This is a genomic window from Streptomyces sp. adm13(2018) (assembly GCF_008042145.1).
In the GTDB taxonomy this organism is placed as follows: Bacteria; Actinomycetota; Actinomycetes; order Streptomycetales; family Streptomycetaceae; genus Streptomyces.
The window spans coordinates 418,213-438,520 of sequence record NZ_RDBH01000114.1; the positions used below are offsets into that span (position 1 = coordinate 418,213).

Annotated in this window: 16 protein-coding genes; 8 read left to right on the forward strand and 8 right to left on the reverse strand. The window is 69.4% G+C overall.

The annotated features are described in order from the left end of the window. Positions 1–28: 28 nt before the first annotated feature. Entirely contained in the window at positions 29–1,513 is a 1,485-nt protein-coding gene (gene dnaB, locus EAO70_RS14245) for a replicative DNA helicase (RefSeq protein ID WP_148003332.1), read from the reverse strand. A gap of 423 nt (positions 1,514–1,936) precedes the next feature. Between dnaB and EAO70_RS14250 the strand changes: the two genes are divergently transcribed. Next, entirely contained in the window at positions 1,937–3,274 is a 1,338-nt protein-coding gene (locus EAO70_RS14250; RefSeq protein WP_148003333.1) for an MATE family efflux transporter, read from the forward strand. A 116-nt stretch (positions 3,275–3,390) separates the two neighbouring features. On the opposite strand, the gene rplI is transcribed toward EAO70_RS14250, so the two are convergent. The 4 genes from rplI to rpsF all read right to left on the reverse strand — a co-directional run bounded on the left by rplI (position 3,391) and on the right by rpsF (position 5,118). Continuing rightward, the gene (rplI, locus tag EAO70_RS14255; protein ID WP_030317964.1) at positions 3,391–3,837 is read right to left on the reverse strand and encodes a 50S ribosomal protein L9; all 447 of its coding nucleotides are present in this window, start codon (positions 3,835–3,837) and stop codon (positions 3,391–3,393) included. An 18-nt stretch (positions 3,838–3,855) separates the two neighbouring features. Continuing rightward, positions 3,856–4,092, reverse strand: a complete 237-nt coding sequence (gene rpsR / locus EAO70_RS14260; RefSeq protein WP_003967857.1) for a 30S ribosomal protein S18 — start codon at positions 4,090–4,092, stop codon at positions 3,856–3,858. 55 nt (positions 4,093–4,147) lie between these two features. After that, positions 4,148–4,753, reverse strand: coding sequence for a single-stranded DNA-binding protein (locus EAO70_RS14265; protein ID WP_148003334.1), 606 nt, complete (start codon positions 4,751–4,753; stop codon positions 4,148–4,150). A gap of 74 nt (positions 4,754–4,827) precedes the next feature. Further along, a complete protein-coding gene (gene rpsF, locus EAO70_RS14270; protein WP_015034882.1) occupies positions 4,828–5,118 on the reverse strand; it encodes a 30S ribosomal protein S6 in 291 nt (96 codons plus the stop codon). A gap of 285 nt (positions 5,119–5,403) precedes the next feature. Here rpsF and EAO70_RS14275 point away from each other — a divergent pair, with 285 nt between their 5' ends. From EAO70_RS14275 to EAO70_RS14285, 3 genes are all read left to right on the forward strand, one after another. Beyond that, complete coding sequence (locus EAO70_RS14275) at positions 5,404–5,718, forward strand: hypothetical protein (RefSeq protein ID WP_148003335.1); 315 nt, start codon at positions 5,404–5,406, stop codon at positions 5,716–5,718. A 119-nt stretch (positions 5,719–5,837) separates the two neighbouring features. Continuing rightward, entirely contained in the window at positions 5,838–6,956 is a 1,119-nt protein-coding gene (locus EAO70_RS14280; RefSeq protein ID WP_148003336.1) for a lipid II:glycine glycyltransferase FemX, read from the forward strand. An 82-nt stretch (positions 6,957–7,038) separates the two neighbouring features. After that, a complete protein-coding gene (locus EAO70_RS14285) occupies positions 7,039–8,070 on the forward strand; it encodes an alanine racemase (RefSeq protein ID WP_148003337.1) in 1,032 nt (343 codons plus the stop codon). A gap of 31 nt (positions 8,071–8,101) precedes the next feature. On the opposite strand, the gene EAO70_RS14290 is transcribed toward EAO70_RS14285, so the two are convergent. Together EAO70_RS14290 and EAO70_RS14295 are read right to left on the reverse strand one after the other, a co-directional pair. Further along, positions 8,102–9,604, reverse strand: coding sequence for a glycosyltransferase family 87 protein (locus EAO70_RS14290; RefSeq protein WP_148003338.1), 1,503 nt, complete (start codon positions 9,602–9,604; stop codon positions 8,102–8,104). 133 nt (positions 9,605–9,737) lie between these two features. After that, complete coding sequence (locus tag EAO70_RS14295; RefSeq protein WP_148003339.1) at positions 9,738–12,503, reverse strand: transglycosylase domain-containing protein; 2,766 nt, start codon at positions 12,501–12,503, stop codon at positions 9,738–9,740. A 372-nt stretch (positions 12,504–12,875) separates the two neighbouring features. Here EAO70_RS14295 and EAO70_RS14300 point away from each other — a divergent pair, with 372 nt between their 5' ends. From EAO70_RS14300 to EAO70_RS14310, 3 genes are all read left to right on the forward strand, one after another. Beyond that, positions 12,876–13,556 carry a PadR family transcriptional regulator gene (locus tag EAO70_RS14300; protein ID WP_148003340.1) on the forward strand — a complete coding sequence of 227 codons (681 nt, stop codon included), beginning with the start codon at positions 12,876–12,878 and terminating at the stop codon, positions 13,554–13,556. Between the two features lie 48 nt (positions 13,557–13,604). Continuing rightward, complete coding sequence (locus EAO70_RS14305; protein WP_148003341.1) at positions 13,605–14,687, forward strand: inositol-3-phosphate synthase; 1,083 nt, start codon at positions 13,605–13,607, stop codon at positions 14,685–14,687. A gap of 75 nt (positions 14,688–14,762) precedes the next feature. Beyond that, positions 14,763–16,022, forward strand: a complete 1,260-nt coding sequence (locus tag EAO70_RS14310; protein WP_148003342.1) for an MFS transporter — start codon at positions 14,763–14,765, stop codon at positions 16,020–16,022. 93 nt (positions 16,023–16,115) lie between these two features. On the opposite strand, the gene EAO70_RS14315 is transcribed toward EAO70_RS14310, so the two are convergent. Then, a complete protein-coding gene (locus tag EAO70_RS14315) occupies positions 16,116–17,582 on the reverse strand; it encodes a CCA tRNA nucleotidyltransferase (RefSeq protein ID WP_187283879.1) in 1,467 nt (488 codons plus the stop codon). Between the two features lie 211 nt (positions 17,583–17,793). Between EAO70_RS14315 and EAO70_RS14320 the strand changes: the two genes are divergently transcribed. After that, positions 17,794–20,172 carry a DUF6049 family protein gene (locus tag EAO70_RS14320; protein WP_148003343.1) on the forward strand — a complete coding sequence of 793 codons (2,379 nt, stop codon included), beginning with the start codon at positions 17,794–17,796 and terminating at the stop codon, positions 20,170–20,172. Positions 20,173–20,308: the final 136 nt, after the last annotated feature.

The window sequence follows — 20,308 nt, forward strand, 5'->3', positions numbered from 1 at the left end:
TGACCGCCCCCGCCGGCCGCGGGCGCGGTCAGGTCTGGGCCATGTCCACGAAGCGGGAGTAGTGGCCCTGGAAGGCGACGGTGATGGTGGCCGTGGGGCCGTTTCGGTGCTTGCCGACGATGATGTCGGCCTCGCCCGCGCGGGGGGACTCCTTCTCGTAGGCGTCCTCGCGGTGCAGCAGGATGACCATGTCCGCGTCCTGCTCGATCGAGCCGGACTCTCGCAGGTCGGAGACCATCGGCTTCTTGTCGGTGCGCTGTTCGGGGCCACGGTTCAGCTGAGAGAGCGCGATGACCGGCAGTTCCAGCTCCTTGGCCAGCAGCTTCAGGTTTCGCGACATGTCGGAGACCTCCTGCTGACGGCTCTCCTGCCGCTTCGAGCCGCCGGACTGCATCAGCTGCAGGTAGTCGATGATGACGAGCTTGAGGCCGTTGCGCTGCTTGAGCCGACGGCACTTCGCCCGGATCTCCATCATCGAGAGGTTCGGGGAGTCGTCGATGTAGAGCGGGGCCTGGGAGACGTCCGGCATCCGCCGGGCGAGCCGGGTCCAGTCCTCGTCGGTCATCGTGCCGGAGCGCATGTGGTGCAGCGCGACGCGGGCCTCCGCCGAGAGCAGACGCATCGCGATCTCGTTGCGGCCCATTTCGAGGGAGAAGATGACGCTGGGCAGGTTGTTCTTGATGGACGCCGCACGGGCGAAGTCCAGCGCCAGGGTCGACTTACCCATGGCGGGACGCGCCGCGATGATGATCATCTGACCGGGGTGCAGACCGTTGGTGAGCGAGTCCAGGTCGGAGAACCCGGTGGGCACACCGGTCATCTCGCCGCTGCGGGAGCCGATCGCCTCGATCTCGTCGAGCGCCCCCTCCATGATGTCGCCGAGCGGCAGGTAGTCCTCGGTGGTCCGCTGCTCGGTGACCGCGTAGATCTCGGCCTGGGCCGAGTTCACGATCTCGTCGACGTCCCCGTCGGCCGCGTAGCCCATCTGCGTGATCTTGGTGCCGGCCTCGACCAGGCGCCGCAGGACGGCCCGCTCGTGGACGATCTCCGCGTAGTACGAGGCGTTGGCCGCGGTCGGTACCGACTGGACCAGGGTGTGCAGGTAGGAGGCGCCGCCGACCCGGGTGATCTCGCCGCGTTTGGTGAGCTCGGCGCCGACGGTGATCGGGTCGGCCGGCTCGCCCTTGGCGTACAGGTCGAGGATGGCCGCGTAGACGGTCTCGTGGGCCGGCTTGTAGAAGTCGTGGCCCTTGATGATCTCCACGACGTCCGCGATGGCGTCCTTGGAGAGCAGCATGCCGCCGAGGACGGACTGCTCGGCGTCCAGGTCCTGCGGGGGGACGCGCTCGAAGCCTGAGAGGCCGCCGTCCCAGGGCCCGCCCTCGCCGCCGCGCTCGTGCTGGTCGTCCCGATTGCGGCCGCGGCCGCGTCCCTCGCCCCGGGTACGGGTGGGCAGTCGGTCGCTCGGTCCGCCGTCGGCCCAAGGGTCGTCCATGGGCTCGGGAATGCTCACCAAGCACCTCCTCCCGTCCGCTCCGCGGACCTCGCCGTGCCACTCTTTCTTACGCCACGGGCTTGATCAACGAGTGGCTTTGCGACCGCTTCTGGCGCGTCGGGCGCCGGACCACGGTAGGCCCGTCAGGGGCATCAGCCAATCTGGTTATCCACAGGCCCTGTGGGTGAAGGCCCCCAGTCTGTGGAGAACTCGCCAGAACCTGTGCACGGACCGGGGGACAGCCATGTGGACAAACTCATAGGACCCCCGGATTCACGCCCCTGAGCTGCGGTTTTCCCATCCACGGGCTGTGGGGGAGAAAAACTTCTGCCGCTGGACCAAGATCAGAACAAACGACCCACACCCGAAGCACGTTGCCTTCTAGAAGTAAGGACCATAGATACATTGCATCTCTTACCTGTGGAAGATTAGATTGACCCCATGACCCAGGCCCCCGCGACACCCAAGGCCGCCCGCCGGCAGCACGACCGCGAGATCGTCTCCCTCGCCCTGCCGGCCTTCGGCGCACTCGTCGCCGAGCCGCTCTTCCTCATGGTCGACAGCGCCATCGTCGGCCACCTCGGCACCCCCCAGCTCGCGGGTCTCGCGATCGCCGCCGCCCTCCTCTCCACCGCCGTCAGCGTCTTCGTCTTCCTCGCCTACGCCACCACGGCCGCCGTCGCCCGCCGCGTCGGCGCCGGAGACCTCCCGGCCGCGATCCGGCAGGGCATGGACGGCATCTGGCTCGCCCTCCTGCTCGGCGTCGCCGTCGTCGCCCTGACCCTGCCCGCGGCGCCCTGGCTCGTCGGCCTCTTCGGCGCCTCCGACACCGCGGCACCCCACGCCGTCACCTACCTCAGGATCTCCAGCTTCGGCATCCCCGCCATGCTGGTGGTCCTGGCCGCCACCGGCGTCCTCCGCGGCCTCCAGGACACCCGTACACCGCTCTACGTGGCCATCGGCGGCTTCGCGGCCAATGGCGCGCTCAACGTGGGCCTCGTCTACGGAGCCGGTCTCGGCATCGCCGGATCCGCCTGGGGCACCGTGATCGCCCAGTGCGGCATGGCCGTCGCCTATCTCGTCGTGGTCGTACGAGGAGCCCGACGCCATGGAGCCTCGCTCCGCCCCGACGCGGCCGGCATACGCGCCTCCGCCCAGGCCGGCGTCCCGCTCCTCGTCCGTACGCTCTCGCTCCGCGCGGTCCTGATGATCGCCACGGCCGTCGCGGCCCGCATGGGCGACGCCGAGGTGGCCGCGCACCAGATCATCCTGTCCCTGTGGTCCCTGATGGCCTTCGCCCTCGACGCGATCGCGATCGCGGGCCAGGCCATCATCGGCCGCTATCTCGGCGCGAACGACGCCGACGGAGCCCGCCAGGTCTGCCGCCGCATGGTCCAGTGGGGGGTGGTCTCCGGTCTCGTACTCGGCGCGCTGATCATCGTCGCCCGCCCCCTGTTCATCCCGCTCTTCACCGGTGACACCGCCGTCCAGGACACCCTGCTCCCGGCCCTGCTCGTGGTCGCCCTCTCCCAGCCGATCTCCGGGGTCGTCTTCGTCCTCGACGGGGTCCTCATGGGCGCCGGGGACGGCCCCTATCTGGCCTGGGCCATGCTGCTGACACTCGCCGTCTTCGCCCCGGTGGCCCTGCTGGTCCCCGTGCTGGGCGGCGGTCTGACCGCGCTCTGGTGGGCGATGACGCTGATGATGTCGGTCCGGATGGCCACGCTCTGGTTCCGCTCCCGCTCAGGCCGCTGGATCGTCACCGGCGCCACGCGCTGAAGGTTTCACGTGAAACACCCCGTCTGACCCCGTAGCTCCCGTGGCACGGCGAAAGGGCCGCACCCCGAGGGGTGCGGCCCTTCCTCACTGCTCAGCGCAGAGCGCCGGCGGCAGCGTTACGCGGCGACGATCTCGACGCCGAGCTTCGCGGCGACGTCGGCGTGCAGACGCACGGACACCTGGTGCGAGCCCAGGGTCTTGATCGGCGAGCCGAGCTCGACGCGACGCTTGTCGACGTCGGGGCCACCCGCGGCCTTGATCGCCGAGGCGATGTCGGCCGGGGTCACGGAGCCGAAGAGACGGCCGGCGTCGCCGGAGCGAACGGCCAGGCGCACCTTCGTACCCTCGAGCTTGGCCTTGATCTCGTTGGCCTGCTCGATGGTCGCGATCTCGTGGATCTTGCGGGCGCGGCGGATCTGCGCCACGTCCTGCTCGCCACCCTTGGTCCAGCGGATCGCGAAACCACGCGGGACCAGGTAGTTGCGGGCGTAGCCGTCCTTGACGTCGACGACGTCGCCGGCGGTGCCGAGGCCGGAGACCTCGTGGGTCAGGATGATCTTCATTGTTCGGTCACCCTTTCCTTATCGCGCGGTGGACGTGTAGGGCAGCAGCGCCATCTCACGGCTGTTCTTGACGGCCGTGGCGACGTCACGCTGGTGCTGCGTGCAGTTGCCGGTCACGCGGCGGGCACGGATCTTGCCGCGGTCGGAAATGAACTTCCGCAGCATGTTCGTGTCCTTGTAGTCCACGTACTGGGTCTTGTCCTTGCAGAACGCGCAGACCTTCTTCTTAGGCTTGCGCACAGGCGGCTTCGCCATGGTGTTTCTCCTGTGTGATCAAGAATGGGGGTACGAGCTGCTTCGAGGGCGTGCCCTAGAAGGGGGGCTCGTCCGAGTAGCCGCCGCCGGAGTTTCCACCCCAGCCGCCACCGCCGCCGCCGGCCTGCTGACCGCCGCCGCCGGAGGAGGAGGAACCGCCAGTGGCCCACGGGTCGTCGGCGGGAGCACCGCCACCACCCTGCTGGCCACCGCCGGAGTTCCCACCCCAGCTGCCACCGCCGCCGCCGGCCTGCTGACCGCCGCCACCGCCGCCGTAACCGCCCTGGCCGCCTCGACCGGTGGTCTTGGTGACCTTGGCCGTGGCGTTCTTGAGGCTGGGGCCGACTTCCTCGACATCCAGCTCGTAGACCGTGCGCTTGACGCCCTCACGGTCCTCGTAGGACCGCTGCTTCAGCCGGCCCTGCACGACGACGCGCATGCCTCGCTGAAGCGACTCGGCGACGTTCTCCGCCGCCTGACGCCAGACCGAGCAGGTGAGGAAGAGGCTTTCGCCGTCCTTCCACTCATTGGTCTGACGGTCGAAGGTGCGGGGGGTGGACGCGATACGGAACTTCGCGACCGCCGCACCGGACGGGGTGAAGCGCAGCTCGGGGTCGTCGACAAGATTGCCGACGACCGTGATGACGGTCTCGCCTGCCATGGGGGAACCTCTCGGCGGGATTGCTTCTGGCTGCTGTACTGCTACTCGGATCCGATGACCACTGAGCTAGATGCTCAGTGGGTCTCGGGACGGAGGACCTTGGTCCGGAGGACCGACTCGTTCAGGTTGAGCTGTCGGTCGAGCTCCTTGACGACCGCAGGCTCGGCCTGCAGGTCGATGACCGAGTAGATGCCCTCGGGCTTCTTCTTGATCTCGTAGGCGAGACGACGACGGCCCCAGGTGTCGACCTTCTCGACCTTTCCGTTGCCCTCACGGACGACGGAAAGGAAGTTCTCGATCAGCGGGGAGACAGCGCGCTCCTCGAGATCGGGGTCGAGGATGACCATCACTTCGTAGTGACGCATGTGGAACCCACCTCCTTTGGACTCAGCGGCCACGGTCGTTCCGTGGCAGGAGGGTCGTGATGCGTACGCAACGGTATCCGCCGCCACTGACAGTCCCCCTCGGCGGACGAGGGGCACCGCCGGGATCCAGGACGGACCAGGGCAGACACAGGTGCAGACCGTACAGAGTACCCGCTCACCGCCCTCCGGTTGAAATTCACTGGTGAGGGGACGCAGTCTGTACACGACGGATGTCGGCGGCGCTACGATGCGCCGCCTTCCGGCAGCTACGCCAGGAGGTGCCCCATGGCACAGGCAATGCGACCCGACCCCGGCCACTCCCTCTTCGCCACCGACGGCAAACCGCACCCGATCCAGGACGCCCTGGTGGGCGTGACCCTGGTCCTGGGTGTCGTCGCCTTCATCACAGCCCAGTTCCACAGCCTGCACCTGCTGAGTTCGTGGACGGGCCTGATCGGCATCCTGACCGGCGCCTACGGCCAGTTCATCTCCGTGACCACCCGCGAGCGCTTCCTGCTGATCCTCGGACTCGGCGCCTCGGCGTTCGGGTTCTACCTCGGCATGGCGCACGGCGGGCTCTTCGGCGGCGTCATCAGCTGAGCCCAGCGGCACGTCAGGACGTACATGCCCATCCGGGGCGCTCCCCGGTCACAGTAGGCTTCGGCGCGAGAGCCGGAGCCCCTGACCGATGGGGACACACCTGCCGAGGAGCGCCCCGCATGAGCCTGACCCTGAGGACCATCAGCCGTGAGCAGCATCTGGCCTACATCCAGAGCCAGCCCTCGGCAAGCCACTGCCAGGTCCCGGCGTGGGCTGATGTGAAGACGGAGTGGCGCTCGGAGAACCTCGGCTGGTTCGACAAGAGCGGCGAGCTCGTCGGCGCCGGCCTGGTCCTCTACCGCCAGCTCCCGAAGATCAAGCGGTACCTGGCCTACCTGCCCGAGGGCCCGGTCATCAACTGGCACGCGCCGAACCTCGACGACTGGCTGAACCCGATGCTGGCGCACCTCAAGCAGCAGGGCGCCTTCTCGGTGAAGATGGGCCCGCCCGTCGTCATCCGCCGCTGGGACTCGGCCGCGATCAAGTCCGGGATCCAGGACCCGGACGTGAAGCGCCTGAAGGACGTCGAGGCCACCCACATCGAGCCGCGTGCCTTCGAGGTCGCGGACCGGCTGCGGAAGATGGGCTGGCAGCAGGCCGAGGACGGCGGGGCCGGGTTCGGCGACGTGCAGCCCCGCTACGTCTTCCAGGTCCCGCTCGCGAACCGCTCGCTGGACGACGTCCTCAAGGGCTTCAACCAGCTGTGGCGCCGGAACATCAAGAAGGCCGAGAAGGCCGGTGTCGAGGTCGTCCAGGGCGGCTACGAGGACCTGGCCGAGTGGCAGCGGCTCTACGAGATCACGGCCGTCCGCGACCACTTCCGGCCGCGCCCGCTCTCGTACTTCCAGCGCATGTGGACCGTCCTCAACAGCGAGGACCCCAACCGCATGCGGCTCTACTTCGCCCGTCACAACGGTGTGAACCTCTCCGCGGCGACGATGCTCGTCGTCGGCGGCCACGTCTGGTACTCCTACGGCGCCTCCGACAACATCGGCCGTGAGGTCCGCCCCTCCAACGCGATGCAGTGGCGCATGCTGCGCGACGCCTACGCGATGGGTGCGACCGTCTACGACCTGCGGGGCATCTCCGACTCGCTCGATGAGACCGACCACCTGTTCGGCCTCATCCAGTTCAAGGTGGGCACGGGCGGCGAGGCCGTCGAGTACGTCGGCGAGTGGGACTTCCCGCTGAACAAGCTGCTGCACAAGGCCCTCGACATCTACATGTCCCGCCGCTGACCCGTGCCGTGCCGCTGACGTTTCCGTACTCTCGTACATACCTTTGACTCACCGCTGCCATCAGAAAGGTTCCGGGCCGGCCATGGCGCTCTCCCTCTACGTCGACACCGCTCGCTGGCGGGCGCACCAGAAGAACGTCATCGACCAGTTCCCCGGTGTCATCCCCGTCTGCAAGGGCAACGGCTACGGCTTCGGTCACGAGCGCCTCGCGGACGAGGCGGCCCGGTTCGGCGCCGACATGCTCGCCGTGGGCACCACGTACGAAGCCGCGCGGATCAAGGACTGGTTCAGCGGCGACCTGCTGGTCCTCACCCCCTTCCGCCGGGGTGAGGAACCGGTTCCGCTGCCCGACCGGGTCGTCCGCTCCGTGTCGTCCGTGGACGGCGTCCACGCCCTCGTGGGGGCCCGGGTCGTCATCGAGTGCATGAGCTCGATGAAGCGGCACGGCGTCCGCGAGGAGGAGCTCCCGCAGCTCCACTCCGCCATCGAGGACGTACGCCTGGAGGGCTTCGCCCTCCACCTCCCGCTGGACCGCCCGGACGGCACCGACGCCGTCGAGGAGGTCATCGGCTGGATGGACCGGTTGCGGGCCGCGCGGCTGCCGCTGCACACCATGTTCGTCAGCCACCTGCGGGCCGAGGAGCAGGCGAGGCTCCAGCAGCAGTTCCCGCAGACCCGCTTCCGTGCCCGCATCGGCACCCGGCTCTGGCTGGGCGACCACGAGGCCACCGAGTACCGCGGCGCGGTGCTCGACGTGACCCGGGTCGCCAAGGGGGACCGGTTCGGCTACCGCCAGCAGAAGGCCGCGTCGGACGGCTGGCTGGTCGTCGTCGCCGGCGGCACCTCGCACGGGGTGGGGCTGGAGGCCCCCAAGGCCATGCACGGCGTCATGCCGCGCGCCAAGGGCGTCGCCCGGGCCGGCCTGGCCACCGTCAACCGGAACCTCTCGCCCTTCGTCTGGGCCGGGAAGCAGCGCTGGTTCGCCGAACCGCCGCACATGCAGGTGTCGATCCTGTTCGTGCCGGCGGACGCCCAGGAGCCCCGGGTGGGCGACGAGCTCGTGGCGCACCTGCGCCACACCACGACGCAGTTCGACCGGCTCGTCGAGCGCTGAGCCGGTCGACACCCCCTGAACCCCCGGGAGCTCAGCTTCCGGGGGTTCCCCATTGCACGAGCAGCCGTCCGTCCTCGGCCACCGGGGCGGCGTGCCGGGCGGGGCGCGCGGCGCGTCCCGCGACGAAGACGTCCTCGGCGCCGTCCAGGACGCCCCCTGAGGGGTCGTCCGAGCCGTTCTGCCGGACCGGGTCCTTCTCGGGCCTGAGGATGTCGCGTACGACCATCACGCACAGGTACAGCGTGCCCAGCAGGTGCAGCACGATCACGAACTGGTAGCCGTCCACCGGAAGGCCCTGCTTGTTGCCGCTGGTGGTGAACGCCAGGTACATCCACACGCCCACGAAGTACATGACCTCGCAGGCCTGCCAGATCAGGAAGTCGCGCCAGCGCGGCCGGGCGAGCGCCGCGAGCGGCACCAGCCACAGCACGTACTGCGGCGAGTAGACCTTGTTGGTCAGGACGAACGCGGCGACGATCAGGAACGCCAGCTGGACGAAGCGGGGCCGGCGCGGGGCCGTGAACGCCAGGTAGGCGAGTGCGGCGACCGCCACGAGCATCAGCAGCAGCGCGTACAGGTTCGCCCGGCCCGGGGTGATCGGCTCACCCGTGCGCTGGCTGATCAGCAGCCAGATCGATCCGAAGTCGACGTTCCGGTCGCGGCTGAAGAGGTAGAACTGCTTCCAGCCCTCGGGCGCCAGCAGCATCACGGGCAGGTTCACGACCAGCCACGCGCCGGCCGCGGCCAGCACCGCCGTGACGTACTCCCGCCACTTCCCGGACCGCCAGCAGAGCAGCAGCAGCGGACAGAGGAGCAGTATCGGGTAGAACTTGGCGGCGGTGGCCAGGCCGAGCAGGAGGCCGAAGGCCAGCGGACGTCCCCGCGACCACATCAGGACGGCGGCGGCCGTCAGCGCGACGGCCAGTATGTCCCAGTTGATCGTCGCGGTCAGCGCGACCGAGGGCGCGAGGGCGACGAGCAGCCCGTCCCAGGGGCGCAGCCGGTGCGTCCGGGCCACACAGACCGCGAGAACGGCCGCGCAGACCATCAGCAGTCCCGCGTTCGCCAGCCAGTACGCCTGCTCGCGCTGCATGGTGTCGCCGCCGCCCGGCGTCAGCCAGGCCGCGACCTCCATGAAGAGCCCGGTCAGAACCGGGTACTCCAGGAACGGTATGTCGCCGTTCAGCCGGTCGAAGTAGGGCACCAGGCCCTCGGCGAAGCCGCGCCCCGTGAAGAGGTGCGGGATGTCCGAGTAGCAGGCGTGGGTGTACTGCGAGGTCGTGCCCCGGAACCAGGCCCAGTTGTAGCAGGGCAGCTTCTGCACCATGCCGAGGGCGAACATGCCGATGGCCACCAGGGCGATCACCCGTGCCGGCGTCAGCTGCCCGGTGCCGGTCCTCGCCCGCCGGCCGTAGGGGCCGCCGATCAGTTCGCTGCCCGCGGCGGCCACCTTGTCCCGGTGGGTGGGGATGACCGTCTGCGGGCGGCCCGGAGGCCGGTCCTGCGGCGCGCTCGTCTTCTGGAGGCTCGGCATGGGGGACATCCTGCCGTACGACTCCGGGAAAACCGCGAGGGCCGCCGCGGCCGGCCCGTACGGGAAGGTACGGGTCGGCCGCGACGGCCCTCGTCCCGCGCGGCGGCGCGGGACCGGTCGGTCTGTCGGCGGATCAGGGAGCCAGGGCCCCGCCGGGCCTGCCGTTCCCTCCGCCAGGACCGTTGCCGTCGTCCGTCGGCGTGCCGGTGTCCGTCGGTGTGTCGGTCGGCGGCGGTTCCGTGGTGGGTTCCCCGGTGTTGCCGCCGGGATCGCCCGGTTCGTCGGTGCAGCCCCAGCCCCAGACGCCGCAGGTCGTCTTGCCCGGCTTCGGCGTCCGCGACGTGGTCGGGGGAGTCGTCGTCGGCGGCGGCGTGGTGGTCGGGGGAGTCGTCGTCGGCGTGGCGGTGGTCTCGGTCGGCGTCGGCGTGGGCGTCGGGCTCGGGGTGGGGCTGGAGGCACCGCCGCCGAAGACGGCCTCGGCGCCCTCCAGCTTCTCCACCTCGGGGAAGCTCTTGACCGGGTAGCTCTCCACGGCCTCGGTCATGTAGTCCTGCCAGATCCGCGACGGGAACGACGAACCGTGGATCTTCGGCTGGTCACCCGTGCCGAACATCTCCTGGAACTCGCGGTCCTTCTTCGTCTCGTCGTCGTCGAAGCGGTACATGTCGATCGCGGTCGACAGCTGCGGGGTGTACCCCACGAACCAGGCCGACTTGTTGCCGTCGGTGGTACCGGTCTTGCCGGCCACTTCGCGGCCCGGGATCCGGGCCTTCTTGCCAGTGCCCTCGTCGTCGTCCACGACGGAGCGGAGGACATCGGTCACGTTGGTGGCGACGGCCGGGCTGAAGGGGGTCTTCGTCTCCTTCTTGTGCTGATGGATGACGACGCCCTCCTTCTTCACGGACTCCACCGAGTAGGGGTCGTTCTGCTCACCCACGTTGGCGAAGGTCGCGTAGGCGCCGGCCATGCGGATGGCGCTCGGGCTGGAGATGCCGAGGGAGAAGGAGGGCACCTCGCCCCCGACGAGCGAGTCGGGGCGCAGACCCGCGTCGACGGCGGCCTTACGGACCCGGTCGATGCCGACGTCCATGCCGAGCTGCACGTACGGCGAGTTCGCCGACTTGACCATCGCGCGACGCAGCGTCATGTCCTTGTAGCTCGCGTCGTCGTCGTTGGTCTGGAGCCACTCCTTGCCCTTCTCGTTGTGCCAGATCTCGCCGTTGTACTTGCGGATCTTCAGCTTGTTCTGGCCGGAGTAGCGGCTCTTGTCGGGGTCCACGATCGTGCGGGTGGAGGCGTCCTGCTCCGCCTGGAGGGACTTGTCCCTGACGCCGTCCCGCATCGCGGCGGCGAGCACGAACGGCTTGAACGTCGATCCGACCTGCGCACCGGTGTTGTCGGCGTTGCTGCGGAAGTGCTTGGTGGCGTCGACACCGCCGTACAGCGCGACGATCTTGCCGGTCGCCGTGTCGACGGACGCGCCGCCGAACTGCACGTTCGTGTCGGTCTTCGGCCGCTTCTTCGGATCGATGTACTCCTTGAGGATCTTCGTGACCGAGTCCTCCATGGCGTCCACCTTCTTCTTCTCGAAGGTGGTGTAGATCTCGTAGCCGCCGCGCTCCAGATCCTGCTCGGTGATGCCGAACTGGGCCTTGATGTTGGCCTTAGCGGTGGTCACCAGATAGCCGATCTGACCACTGAGGTTGGCGCTCTTCTTCGGCTTCTCGACCTTGGGGAACGTCGTGTACTTCGCGCGCTCCGCGGCCGGGAGGTGCCCGTCCTTCTGCATCTCGTCGAGGATCCACCCCCACCGGAGCGTGGCCCGCTCGGTGTTCTTCTCGGGCGTGGCGTCGGAGTCGATCTCGGGGTAGCCGGCCGGGTCGTAGTACGTCGCGCCCTTGAGGACCGCGGCGAGCAGCGCCGACTGGCTGGGGTTGAGCTTCTCGGCGTCGACGTTGAAGTACGCGCGGGCCGCCGCCTGGACACCGTAGGCACCGCGGCCGTAGTACGCGGTGTTCAGGTAGCCGGCCATGATCTCGTCCTTGTCGACCTCGCCACCGACCTTCATGGAGATGAAGAGTTCCTTCACCTTCCGGCTGAGGGTCTGCGACTGGTCGTCGAGACGGTTGTTCTTCACGTACTGCTGGGTGATCGTCGAACCACCCTGGGTCTCACCGCCCTTGGCCATGTTCCACACGGCGCGGCCGATGCCCATGGGGTCGATACCGGAGTCGTCCCAGAAGGTCTTGTTCTCCGCCGAGATCACGGCGTTCTGCATGGACTTCGGGATCTTCTCGAACGGGACGATCTGGCGGTTGGTGCCGCTGCCCGTCGCGACCATCCGGGTCCCGTTCGACCAGTAGTAGATGTTGTTCTGCGACTTCGCGGTCAGCGCCTCGTTGGGGATGTCCACCTGCGAGTACGCGATCGCGGCCGCGCCCATCAGGCTGGCTACGAAGAACAGGAAGGTGCCCGTGACGAGCTTCCACGACGGCATCCAGCGACGCCAGCCGTACTTTCCGTAGCGCGGGTAGTCGATGGCCCGCTTCTTGCCCGGCGAGCCACCGCCGGGACCGCGGCCGGCACCGCCGCCGCGGCCGCCGCCACCGCCGCCGCGCCGTCCGCCGCCGGGCCCACCGGGCCCGCCGGGGCCGTTGTCGGCCCCCTTGCGGCGGCTGCCGCGCTGGGCGGCCCTGCGGGCCTCGGCGCGACCGCCATAGGGCCGCGGCTCCTCCCCGGGGGAGGAGGTGGGCCCGTACGAGGCCGAAGGGGCCCCCGTACCGAAATCCTGGGCCGGGGCCGACCTGCGGCCCACCGGCTGCTGGGCAGCGCGCCGTGCCGCCGCGCGACCGCCCGTGGGCGGCTGCTGCGGCGGCATTTTGCGACGATGCTCGCTCATCGAACGACTACTCCTCGGGCAGGCGTGAACGCCTGGAAGCGGCAGTTGAGTTCCGGTCCCCCCGAAATGCGCACGGCCGGAACCCCATCGGAGGCCCCTCCGTATCGCAGCCGGTCACCCGGAGCACTGACGCCCCGCGGCAGCGCTCGGTTCCCGGTGTTCTGCATGCGGCACAGCCTACGCAGGGCCAAAACCCGCCTAGGGCCGGAGTTCACCCCAAATCAGGCAAGTCGCACGCTGTGAATCGGCGATGTGACGCCGGTCACGGCGGTCCTACTTGTCGGGACCTTGGGGCCGTTCTATCGTGCTGATGTATCGAGTCGATACATCAGCACGGCATAAGGGCCGGTGAAGCGGAGGAGGAGGCGGGGCATGAGCAGACGCTCCGGCATCCTCGAGTTCGCCGTCCTCGGCCTGCTGCGCGAGGCTCCGATGCACGGGTACGAGCTGCGCAAGCGCCTCAACACCTCGCTGGGCGTCTTCCGGGCCTTCAGCTACGGAACGCTGTATCCCTGCCTCAAGACGCTGGTCGCCAACGGCTGGTTGATCGAGGAACCGGGCAGCGCTCCTGAGGAGGCGCTCGCCGCTTCACTCGCAGGGCGCCGAGCCAAGATCGTCTACCGGTTGACGGCCGCGGGGAAGGAGCACTTCGAGGAGCTCCTGTCCCACACCGGGCCCGACGCCTGGGAGGACGAGCACTTCGCCGCCCGCTTCGCCTTCTTCGGGCAGACCGAGCGCGAGGTGCGGATGCGGGTCCTCGAAGGCCGCCGCAGCCGGCTGGAGGAGCGTCTGGAGAAGATGCGCGCCTCCCTGGCCCGGACCCGCGAGCGCCTCGACGACTACACGCTTGAGCTGCAGCGCCACGGCATGGAGTCCGTGGAGCGCGAAGTGCGCTGGCTGAACGAGCTCATCGAGAGCGAGCGGGCAGGGCGGGATCAGCGATCCGGCACCGACGCCCGCGCTCTGCACGACAACGATTCTGGAGAAACGGGCGGCCTGCCCCGGCACGGGGGCAGTACCCGGCCGGATCCGTCCGACGACACCGCCAAGTGAAACCCTGCGCACAGCAGGGCTTCCACGATCACACAGGGAGCAACCGGAATGGGTTCGGTTCGCGTAGCCATCGTCGGCGTGGGCAACTGCGCCGCCTCGCTGGTTCAGGGCGTCGAGTACTACAAGGACGCCGACCCGGCGACCAAGGTCCCCGGCCTGATGCACGTTCAGTTCGGCGACTACCACGTCCGTGACATCGACTTCGTCGCGGCCTTCGACGTCGACGCGAAGAAGGTCGGCCTCGACCTCTCGGACGCCATCGGCGCCAGCGAGAACAACACCATCAAGATCTGTGACGTCCCGAACAAGGGCATCACGGTCCAGCGTGGTCACACCCTCGACGGTCTCGGCAAGTACTACCGCCAGACCATCGAGGAGTCCGCCGAGGAGCCGGTGGACGTCGTCCAGATCCTCAAGGACCGCGAGGTCGACGTTCTCATCTGCTACCTGCCGGTGGGTTCCGAGGACGCCGCGAAGTTCTACGCGCAGTGCGCCATCGACGCCAAGGTCGCCTTCGTCAACGCCCTCCCGGTCTTCATCGCCGGCACCAAGGAGTGGGCCGACAAGTTCACCGAGGCGGGCGTCCCGATCGTCGGCGACGACATCAAGTCGCAGGTCGGCGCGACCATCACGCACCGCGTGATGGCGAAGCTGTTCGAGGACCGCGGTGTCCGTCTTGAGCGCACCATGCAGCTCAACGTCGGCGGCAACATGGACTTCAAGAACATGCTCGAGCGTGACCGTCTCGAGTCCAAGAAGATCTCCAAGACGCAGGCCGTCACCTCGCAGATCCCCGACCGCGAGCTGGGCGAGAAGAACGTCCACATCGGTCCCTCGGACTACGTGGCCTGGCTGGACGACCGCAAGTGGGCGTACGTGCGCCTCGAGGGCCGCGCCTTCGGCGACGTTCCGCTGAACCTGGAGTACAAGCTCGAGGTGTGGGACTCCCCGAACTCCGCGGGTGTCATCATCGACGCCCTGCGCGCCGCGAAGATCGCCAAGGACCGCGGCATCGGCGGCCCCATCCTCTCCGCGTCGAGCTACTTCATGAAGAGCCCGCCGGTCCAGTACTTCGACGACGAGGCCCTGGCCAACGTCGAGAAGTTCATCAAGGGTGAGGTCGAGCGCTAAGGCGCCCCACGCTTGTCGATCGAGGGTCCCCGCGGCACTGCCCGGGGGCCCTCTTCGTATGTGAGTCTTGCTGCCATGTCCGTCGTACGTGATCTGCGCGTACTCCTGCGCCTGACGAACTTCCGCCGCCTCCTCGCCGTCCGGCTGCTCTCCCAGTGCGCCGACGGCGTCTACCAGGTGGCGCTGGCCACGTACGTCGTGTTCTCCCCCGAGAAACAGACCTCACCGGCCGCGATCGCCTCCGCCATGGCGGTCCTCCTGCTGCCGTACTCACTCGTCGGGCCCTTCGCCGGCGTGCTCCTGGACCGCTGGCAGCGCCGCCAGGTCTTCCTGTACGGCAACCTCCTGCGGGCCCTCCTCGCCGGCGGGACCGCCGTCCTGGTCCTCGTCTCCGTCCCCGAGTGGCTCTTCTACGCCTCCGCGCTCTCCGTCACGGCCGTCAACCGCTTCGTCCTCGCGGGACTGTCCGCCTCGCTCCCACGGGTCGTAGACGACGAGCGGCTGGTCATGGCGAACTCGCTCTCCCCCACCGCGGGCACCCTCGCCGCCACCGCGGGCGGCGGTATCGCGTTCGGCATCCAGCTGATCGCCGACCGGTCCGACGCCGCCGTGGTGGCCTTCGGTGCCGTCCTCTACCTCTGCGCCGCCCTCGCCTCCCTCCGGATGTCACGGGAGCTCCTGGGCCCCGACCCGGCCCTCGGGCCCGAGCGGCTCTCCTCCGCCCTGGCCTCGACGGCCCGGGGCCTGGTCGCGGGACTCCGGCACCTCGCGAAGCGGCGGGACGCCGCCCGCGCTCTCGCCGCGGTGGGCGTCATGCGCTTCTGCTACGGCGCACTGCTCGTCACCGTGCTCATGCTCTGCCGTTACGCCTGGGGCTCCACCGAGTCCGAGGGCCTCGGGCTTCTCGGGATCGCCGTCGCCACCTCGGGCGCGGGATTCTTCGCGGCGGCCGTGCTCTCCCCCTGGGCCGTGGGACGGTTCGGGCCCTTCGGCTGGATAACCGTGTGCGCGGCCACGGCCGCGGTGCTCGAACCGCTGCTCGGTCTGACCTTCGCCCCGGTGCCCTTCTTCGCCGCCGCCTTCGTCCTCGGGCTCACCACCCAGGGAGCGAAGATCGCGACGGACACGGTGGTGCAGACCTCGGTGGACGACGCCTACCGGGGGCGGGTCTTCGCGCTGTACGACGTGCTGTTCAACGTGGCCTTCGTGGCGGCGGCCGGGGTCGCGGCGCTGATGCTCCCGCCCGACGGGCGGTCCGCCCTGGTGATCGTGCTGGTGGCCGTGCTCTACGCCGGGATCGCCCTGGCCCTGCGGGGAGAACGTCGTGAGGGGTGATGTTTCACGTGAAACACCACCCCTCACGGTGTCGCGGGCGGGCTGTTTCACGTGAAACATGCCACGTGAAACGCCGACGCCCGAGGACGAGGCTCAGCCCTGCTCGGCCCACCACTCCTTGAGCGCGGTGACGGCCTGGTCGTGCTCCATCGGCCCGTTCTCCAGCCGCAGCTCCAGTAGGAACTTGTAGGCCTGCCCGATCGCGGGGCCGGGGCCGATGCCAAGGATCTCCTGGATCTGGTTGCCGTCGAGGTCGGGACGGATCGCGTCGAGCTCCTCCTGGTCCTGGAGCTGGGCGATGCGGTCCTCCAGCCCGTCGTAGGCGCGGGAGAGCGCGCTCGCCTTGCGCTTGTTCCGCGTGGTGCAGTCCGAGCGGGTCAGCTTGTGCAGACGCGAGAGCATCGGCCCTGCGTCCCGGACGTAGCGGCGCACGGCCGAGTCGGTCCACTCGCCCGTGCCGTAGCCGTGGAAGCGGAGGTGCAGCTCCACGAGCCGGGAGACGTCCTTGATCATCTCGTTGGAGTACTTGAGCGCGGTCATGCGCTTCTTGGTCATCTTCGCGCCCACCACCTCGTGGTGGTGGAACGAGACGCGACCGTCCTTCTCGAAGCGGCGGGTGCGCGGCTTGCCGATGTCGTGGAGCAGCGCCGCGAGGCGCAGCACCAGGTCGGGGCCGTCCTCCTCCAGGTCGATGGCCTGGTCGAGCACGGTCAGCGAGTGCTCGTAGACGTCCTTGTGCCGGTGGTGCTCGTCGCTCTCCAGCCGGAGTTCCGGCAGCTCGGGGAGCACATGGTCGGCGAGTCCCGTGTCCACCAGGAGGCCGAGCCCCTTCCTGGGGTGCGAGGAGAGCAGCAGCTTGTTGAGTTCCTCACGGATCCGCTCGGCGGAGACGATCTCGATCCGGCCGGACATCTCCCTCATCGCGGTGACGACCTCGGGGGCGACCTCGAAGTCCAGCTGAGCGGCGAAGCGCGCGGCGCGCATCATGCGCAGCGGGTCGTCGGAGAAGGAGGCCTCGGGCGTGCCCGGCGTCCGCAGTACCCGGGCGGCGAGGTCCTCAAGGCCGCCGTACGGGTCGATGAACTCCTTCTGCGGCAGGGCCACGGCCATGGCGTTGACGGTGAAGTCACGCCGGACGAGGTCCTCGTCGATGGAGTCGCCGTAGGAGACCTCGGGCTTGCGCGAGGTCCGGTCGTACGCCTCGGAGCGGTACGTGGTGACCTCGATCTGGTAGCTCTGATCGACGTCCCCGACGCGGGCCTCCTTCTGGCAGCCGACGGTCCCGAAGGCGATGCCGACCTCCCACACCGCGTCGGCCCACGGGCGGACGATCTTCAGCACGTCCTCGGGGCGGGCGTCGGTGGTGAAGTCCAGGTCGTTGCCGAGCCGGCCGAGCAAGGCGTCCCGTACCGAGCCACCGACCAGCGCGAGGCTGAACCCGGCATCCTGGAAACGGCGGGCGAGGTCGTCGGCGACGGGGGACACGCGCAGCAGTTCACTGACCGCGCGGCGTTGCACCTGGCTCAGTGCAGTCGGGGTGTCTTCGTTGGCGTTCGGCACAACAGAAAAGGGTACGTGCCCCGGCCCGCGCCGACGTCCTCGTTTTCCCGGGGAAGGGGCACCGGAGACCGTCGGCCGGGCACCGCCGAAGATCGCCTGGAGCAGTCCCCGGCACTTGCTCCCAGCGTGCCTCGTTACCATGCCTGGACACAGCAACCGGGAACCACTCACCCCACTGACACCAGAGACAACGACGAGGACGGGCGAACGCGTGGCCGAGGCGGCAGACATCCAGGGGACCGGTCCCTCACCTGCCCGCCGATGGCTGCGGCGCACGATCACCGTCGCCTTCGGGGCGCCGCTCCTCGCCGGTCTCCTCCAGGCCCCGGCCGTGTCCTCCCCGGCGCTCGCCGCCGAGGACGCCGGCTCGAAGACGGTCGATGTGTCGCTGGACACGCTGACGCCGAGCGCGCCCGTCGAGGGCGACACGGTCACGATCTCCGGCTCGGTGACCAACCGGAGCAAGAAGACGGTGACCGACGCGGAGGTGGATCTGCGGGTCGGACCGCAGATGACCAGCCGCAGCGAGATCGAGCAGGTCGCGGGGCGGACCGGTTACCGGAGCTACAGCGACCCCGGCCCACTCGACGACGCTCCCACGGTCAAGATCCCCCGGCTGGGTCCCGGCCTCTCGGCGGACTTCTCCCTGTCGGTGCCCGTGGCCGACCTCGGACTCGCCGAGGCCGGCGTGTACCAGCTGGGGGTCTCGCTCAGCGGGCAGACCTCGGACCGCCGCTACGACCGGGTCCTCGGCATCGAGCGCACCTTCCTCCCGTACCAGCCGGAGGCCACCGAGAAGCGGACCCAGCTCACCTACCTCTGGCCGCTGATCTCCTCGGCCCATGTGTCGGCCGAGACGGCGAACGACGACCAGCAGACGCCGGTGTTCGAGGACGACGCCCTGGCGGCCGAGCTGAAGCCCGGCGGGCGCCTCGACGAGCTCGTCTCGCTGGGCAAGGACCTCCCAGTCACCTGGGTGGTCGACCCCGACCTGCTCGCCTCCGTCGACGCCATGGCGAACGGCTACCGCGTCAAGGACGGCACCCTGAACGTCCCGGGCAAGAACCAGGAGCTCGCCGAGCGCTGGCTGGACGCGCTGGAGAAGGCCGTCCAGGGCCGCAAGGTCGTCGCCCTGCCCTTCGCCGACCCCGACATCGCGTCCTTGGCCCACCGCGGCAAGGACGTCCCCGGTTCCCTGGGGCACCTCCAGTCGGCGACCGCGCTCGCGGGGCCGACGGTCGAGACCATCCTCCACGTGCAGCCCGCGACCGACTTCGCCTGGCCCGTCGAGGGGGCCGTAGACCCCTCCATCGTCTCGGTCGCGACCTCGGCCGGTGCCGACAAGGTGATCGCCCGCAGCGACAGCGTCCGCGACGACCTCGCCTACACGCCCACCGCGGCCCGCCCCTTCAGCAACGGCACCACCGCCGTGGTGAGCGACGCCGTGCTGTCCAAGGCCTTCGAGGGGGACATGGTCCGGTCGGAGAACTCGACCCGCGCGGTCCAGGCGTTCCTCGCCCAGACCCTCGCGGTCACCCTGGAGCAGCCGGAGGACCAGCGCAGCATCGTGGTCGCCCCGCAGCGGGTGCCGACCGTCGCGCAGGCGCAGACCATGGCGACGGCCCTGCGCGGGCTCGCCGCCAAGCGCTGGAGCCAGCCGAGCGACCTCCTGGCGGCCGCCGCGGCCAAGCCGGACCCCGACGCCTCCACCGCGGTGCCCGCCGGCTCCCGGTACCCGAAGAAGCTCCGCGACAGTGAGCTGCCGGTCCAGGCCTTCCGCGACATGAAGACCACGCGTGACGAGCTGGACGACTTCAAGGTCATCCTCACCGCCCAGTACCGCGTGGTGCCACCCTTCACCAACGCGATCAGCCGCGAGATGGCGACCTCCTGGCGAGGCCAGGCCCGGGCCGCCGCGCTGTACCGGATCAACGTGCTGGAGTACCTGCAGACGCTCACCGAGGGCGTCCAGCTGGTCGACAAGTCCGACCTCACCCTCTCCGGCCGCAGCGCGACGATCCCCGTGACCGTCCAGAACAAGCTGCTGCAGGACGTGCACCTGGTACTGCGGCTCACCTCCGGCAGCAAGAACCGCCTCAACCTGAACGGCGAGCGGTACAAGGAACTGCCCGTCAAGATCAGCGGCGGCCACAGCCAGTCGGTGAAGTTCTCGGCCTCGGCCAACGTCAACGGCCAGGTGCCGATGACGGCCCAGCTCTACACCGAGGACGGCACCCCCTACGGTCAGCCGATGACCTTCACCGTCAAGGTCTCCGAGATCACCGCCACGGTGATGCTCGTGATCGCCGGTGGCGTCCTCCTCCTCGTCCTGGCAGGCGTGCGGATGTACAGCCAGCGCAAGCGGGTCGCCGCGCGGAACGCCGAGGCCGAGGCCATGGCCGCCGCGGCGGTCTCCGAACCGGCGGAGCCGGAGCCGCGGCCGGAATCCGGGGCGGACACGCCGCGCGAGCCCGGAGGGCCTTCGGCGGAGTCAGGCGCCGGAGAACCCGGGCAGCCGAGTGACCCGACACCGGACACCGGGTCCGAAAGCGGCGGCCCGTCCGGCCCGGGTGAGAAAGTGGACCGTTGAGCGATGTCGTGGCCGGTCGGCCGGGGACGATGAGGTGGGGTAACCATGAACGCGCCGTACGACGGTGACCGCGGGCAGGGTGCGGGCGGCACCCCGCCGTCCGGTGGGACGCCCGCGGCATCCCCCGGCCCCGGCC

Bases quoted from the DNA above. Each gene is read 5' to 3' on its own strand.
- EAO70_RS14250 (WP_148003333.1), top strand. From the start codon at position 1,937: ATGACCCAGGCCCCCGCGACACCCAAGGCCGCCCGCCGGCAGCACGAC.
- rplI (WP_030317964.1), bottom strand. From the start codon at position 3,837: ATGAAGATCATCCTGACCCACGAGGTCTCCGGCCTCGGCACCGCCGGC.
- rpsR (WP_003967857.1), bottom strand. From the start codon at position 4,092: ATGGCGAAGCCGCCTGTGCGCAAGCCTAAGAAGAAGGTCTGCGCGTTC.
- EAO70_RS14265 (WP_148003334.1), bottom strand. From the start codon at position 4,753: ATGGCAGGCGAGACCGTCATCACGGTCGTCGGCAATCTTGTCGACGAC.
- rpsF (WP_015034882.1), bottom strand. From the start codon at position 5,118: ATGCGTCACTACGAAGTGATGGTCATCCTCGACCCCGATCTCGAGGAG.
- EAO70_RS14275 (WP_148003335.1), top strand. From the start codon at position 5,404: ATGGCACAGGCAATGCGACCCGACCCCGGCCACTCCCTCTTCGCCACC.
- EAO70_RS14280 (WP_148003336.1), top strand. From the start codon at position 5,838: ATGAGCCTGACCCTGAGGACCATCAGCCGTGAGCAGCATCTGGCCTAC.
- EAO70_RS14285 (WP_148003337.1), top strand. From the start codon at position 7,039: ATGGCGCTCTCCCTCTACGTCGACACCGCTCGCTGGCGGGCGCACCAG.
- EAO70_RS14290 (WP_148003338.1), bottom strand. From the start codon at position 9,604: ATGCCGAGCCTCCAGAAGACGAGCGCGCCGCAGGACCGGCCTCCGGGC.
- EAO70_RS14295 (WP_148003339.1), bottom strand. From the start codon at position 12,503: ATGAGCGAGCATCGTCGCAAAATGCCGCCGCAGCAGCCGCCCACGGGC.
- EAO70_RS14300 (WP_148003340.1), top strand. From the start codon at position 12,876: ATGAGCAGACGCTCCGGCATCCTCGAGTTCGCCGTCCTCGGCCTGCTG.
- EAO70_RS14305 (WP_148003341.1), top strand. From the start codon at position 13,605: ATGGGTTCGGTTCGCGTAGCCATCGTCGGCGTGGGCAACTGCGCCGCC.
- EAO70_RS14310 (WP_148003342.1), top strand. From the start codon at position 14,763: ATGTCCGTCGTACGTGATCTGCGCGTACTCCTGCGCCTGACGAACTTC.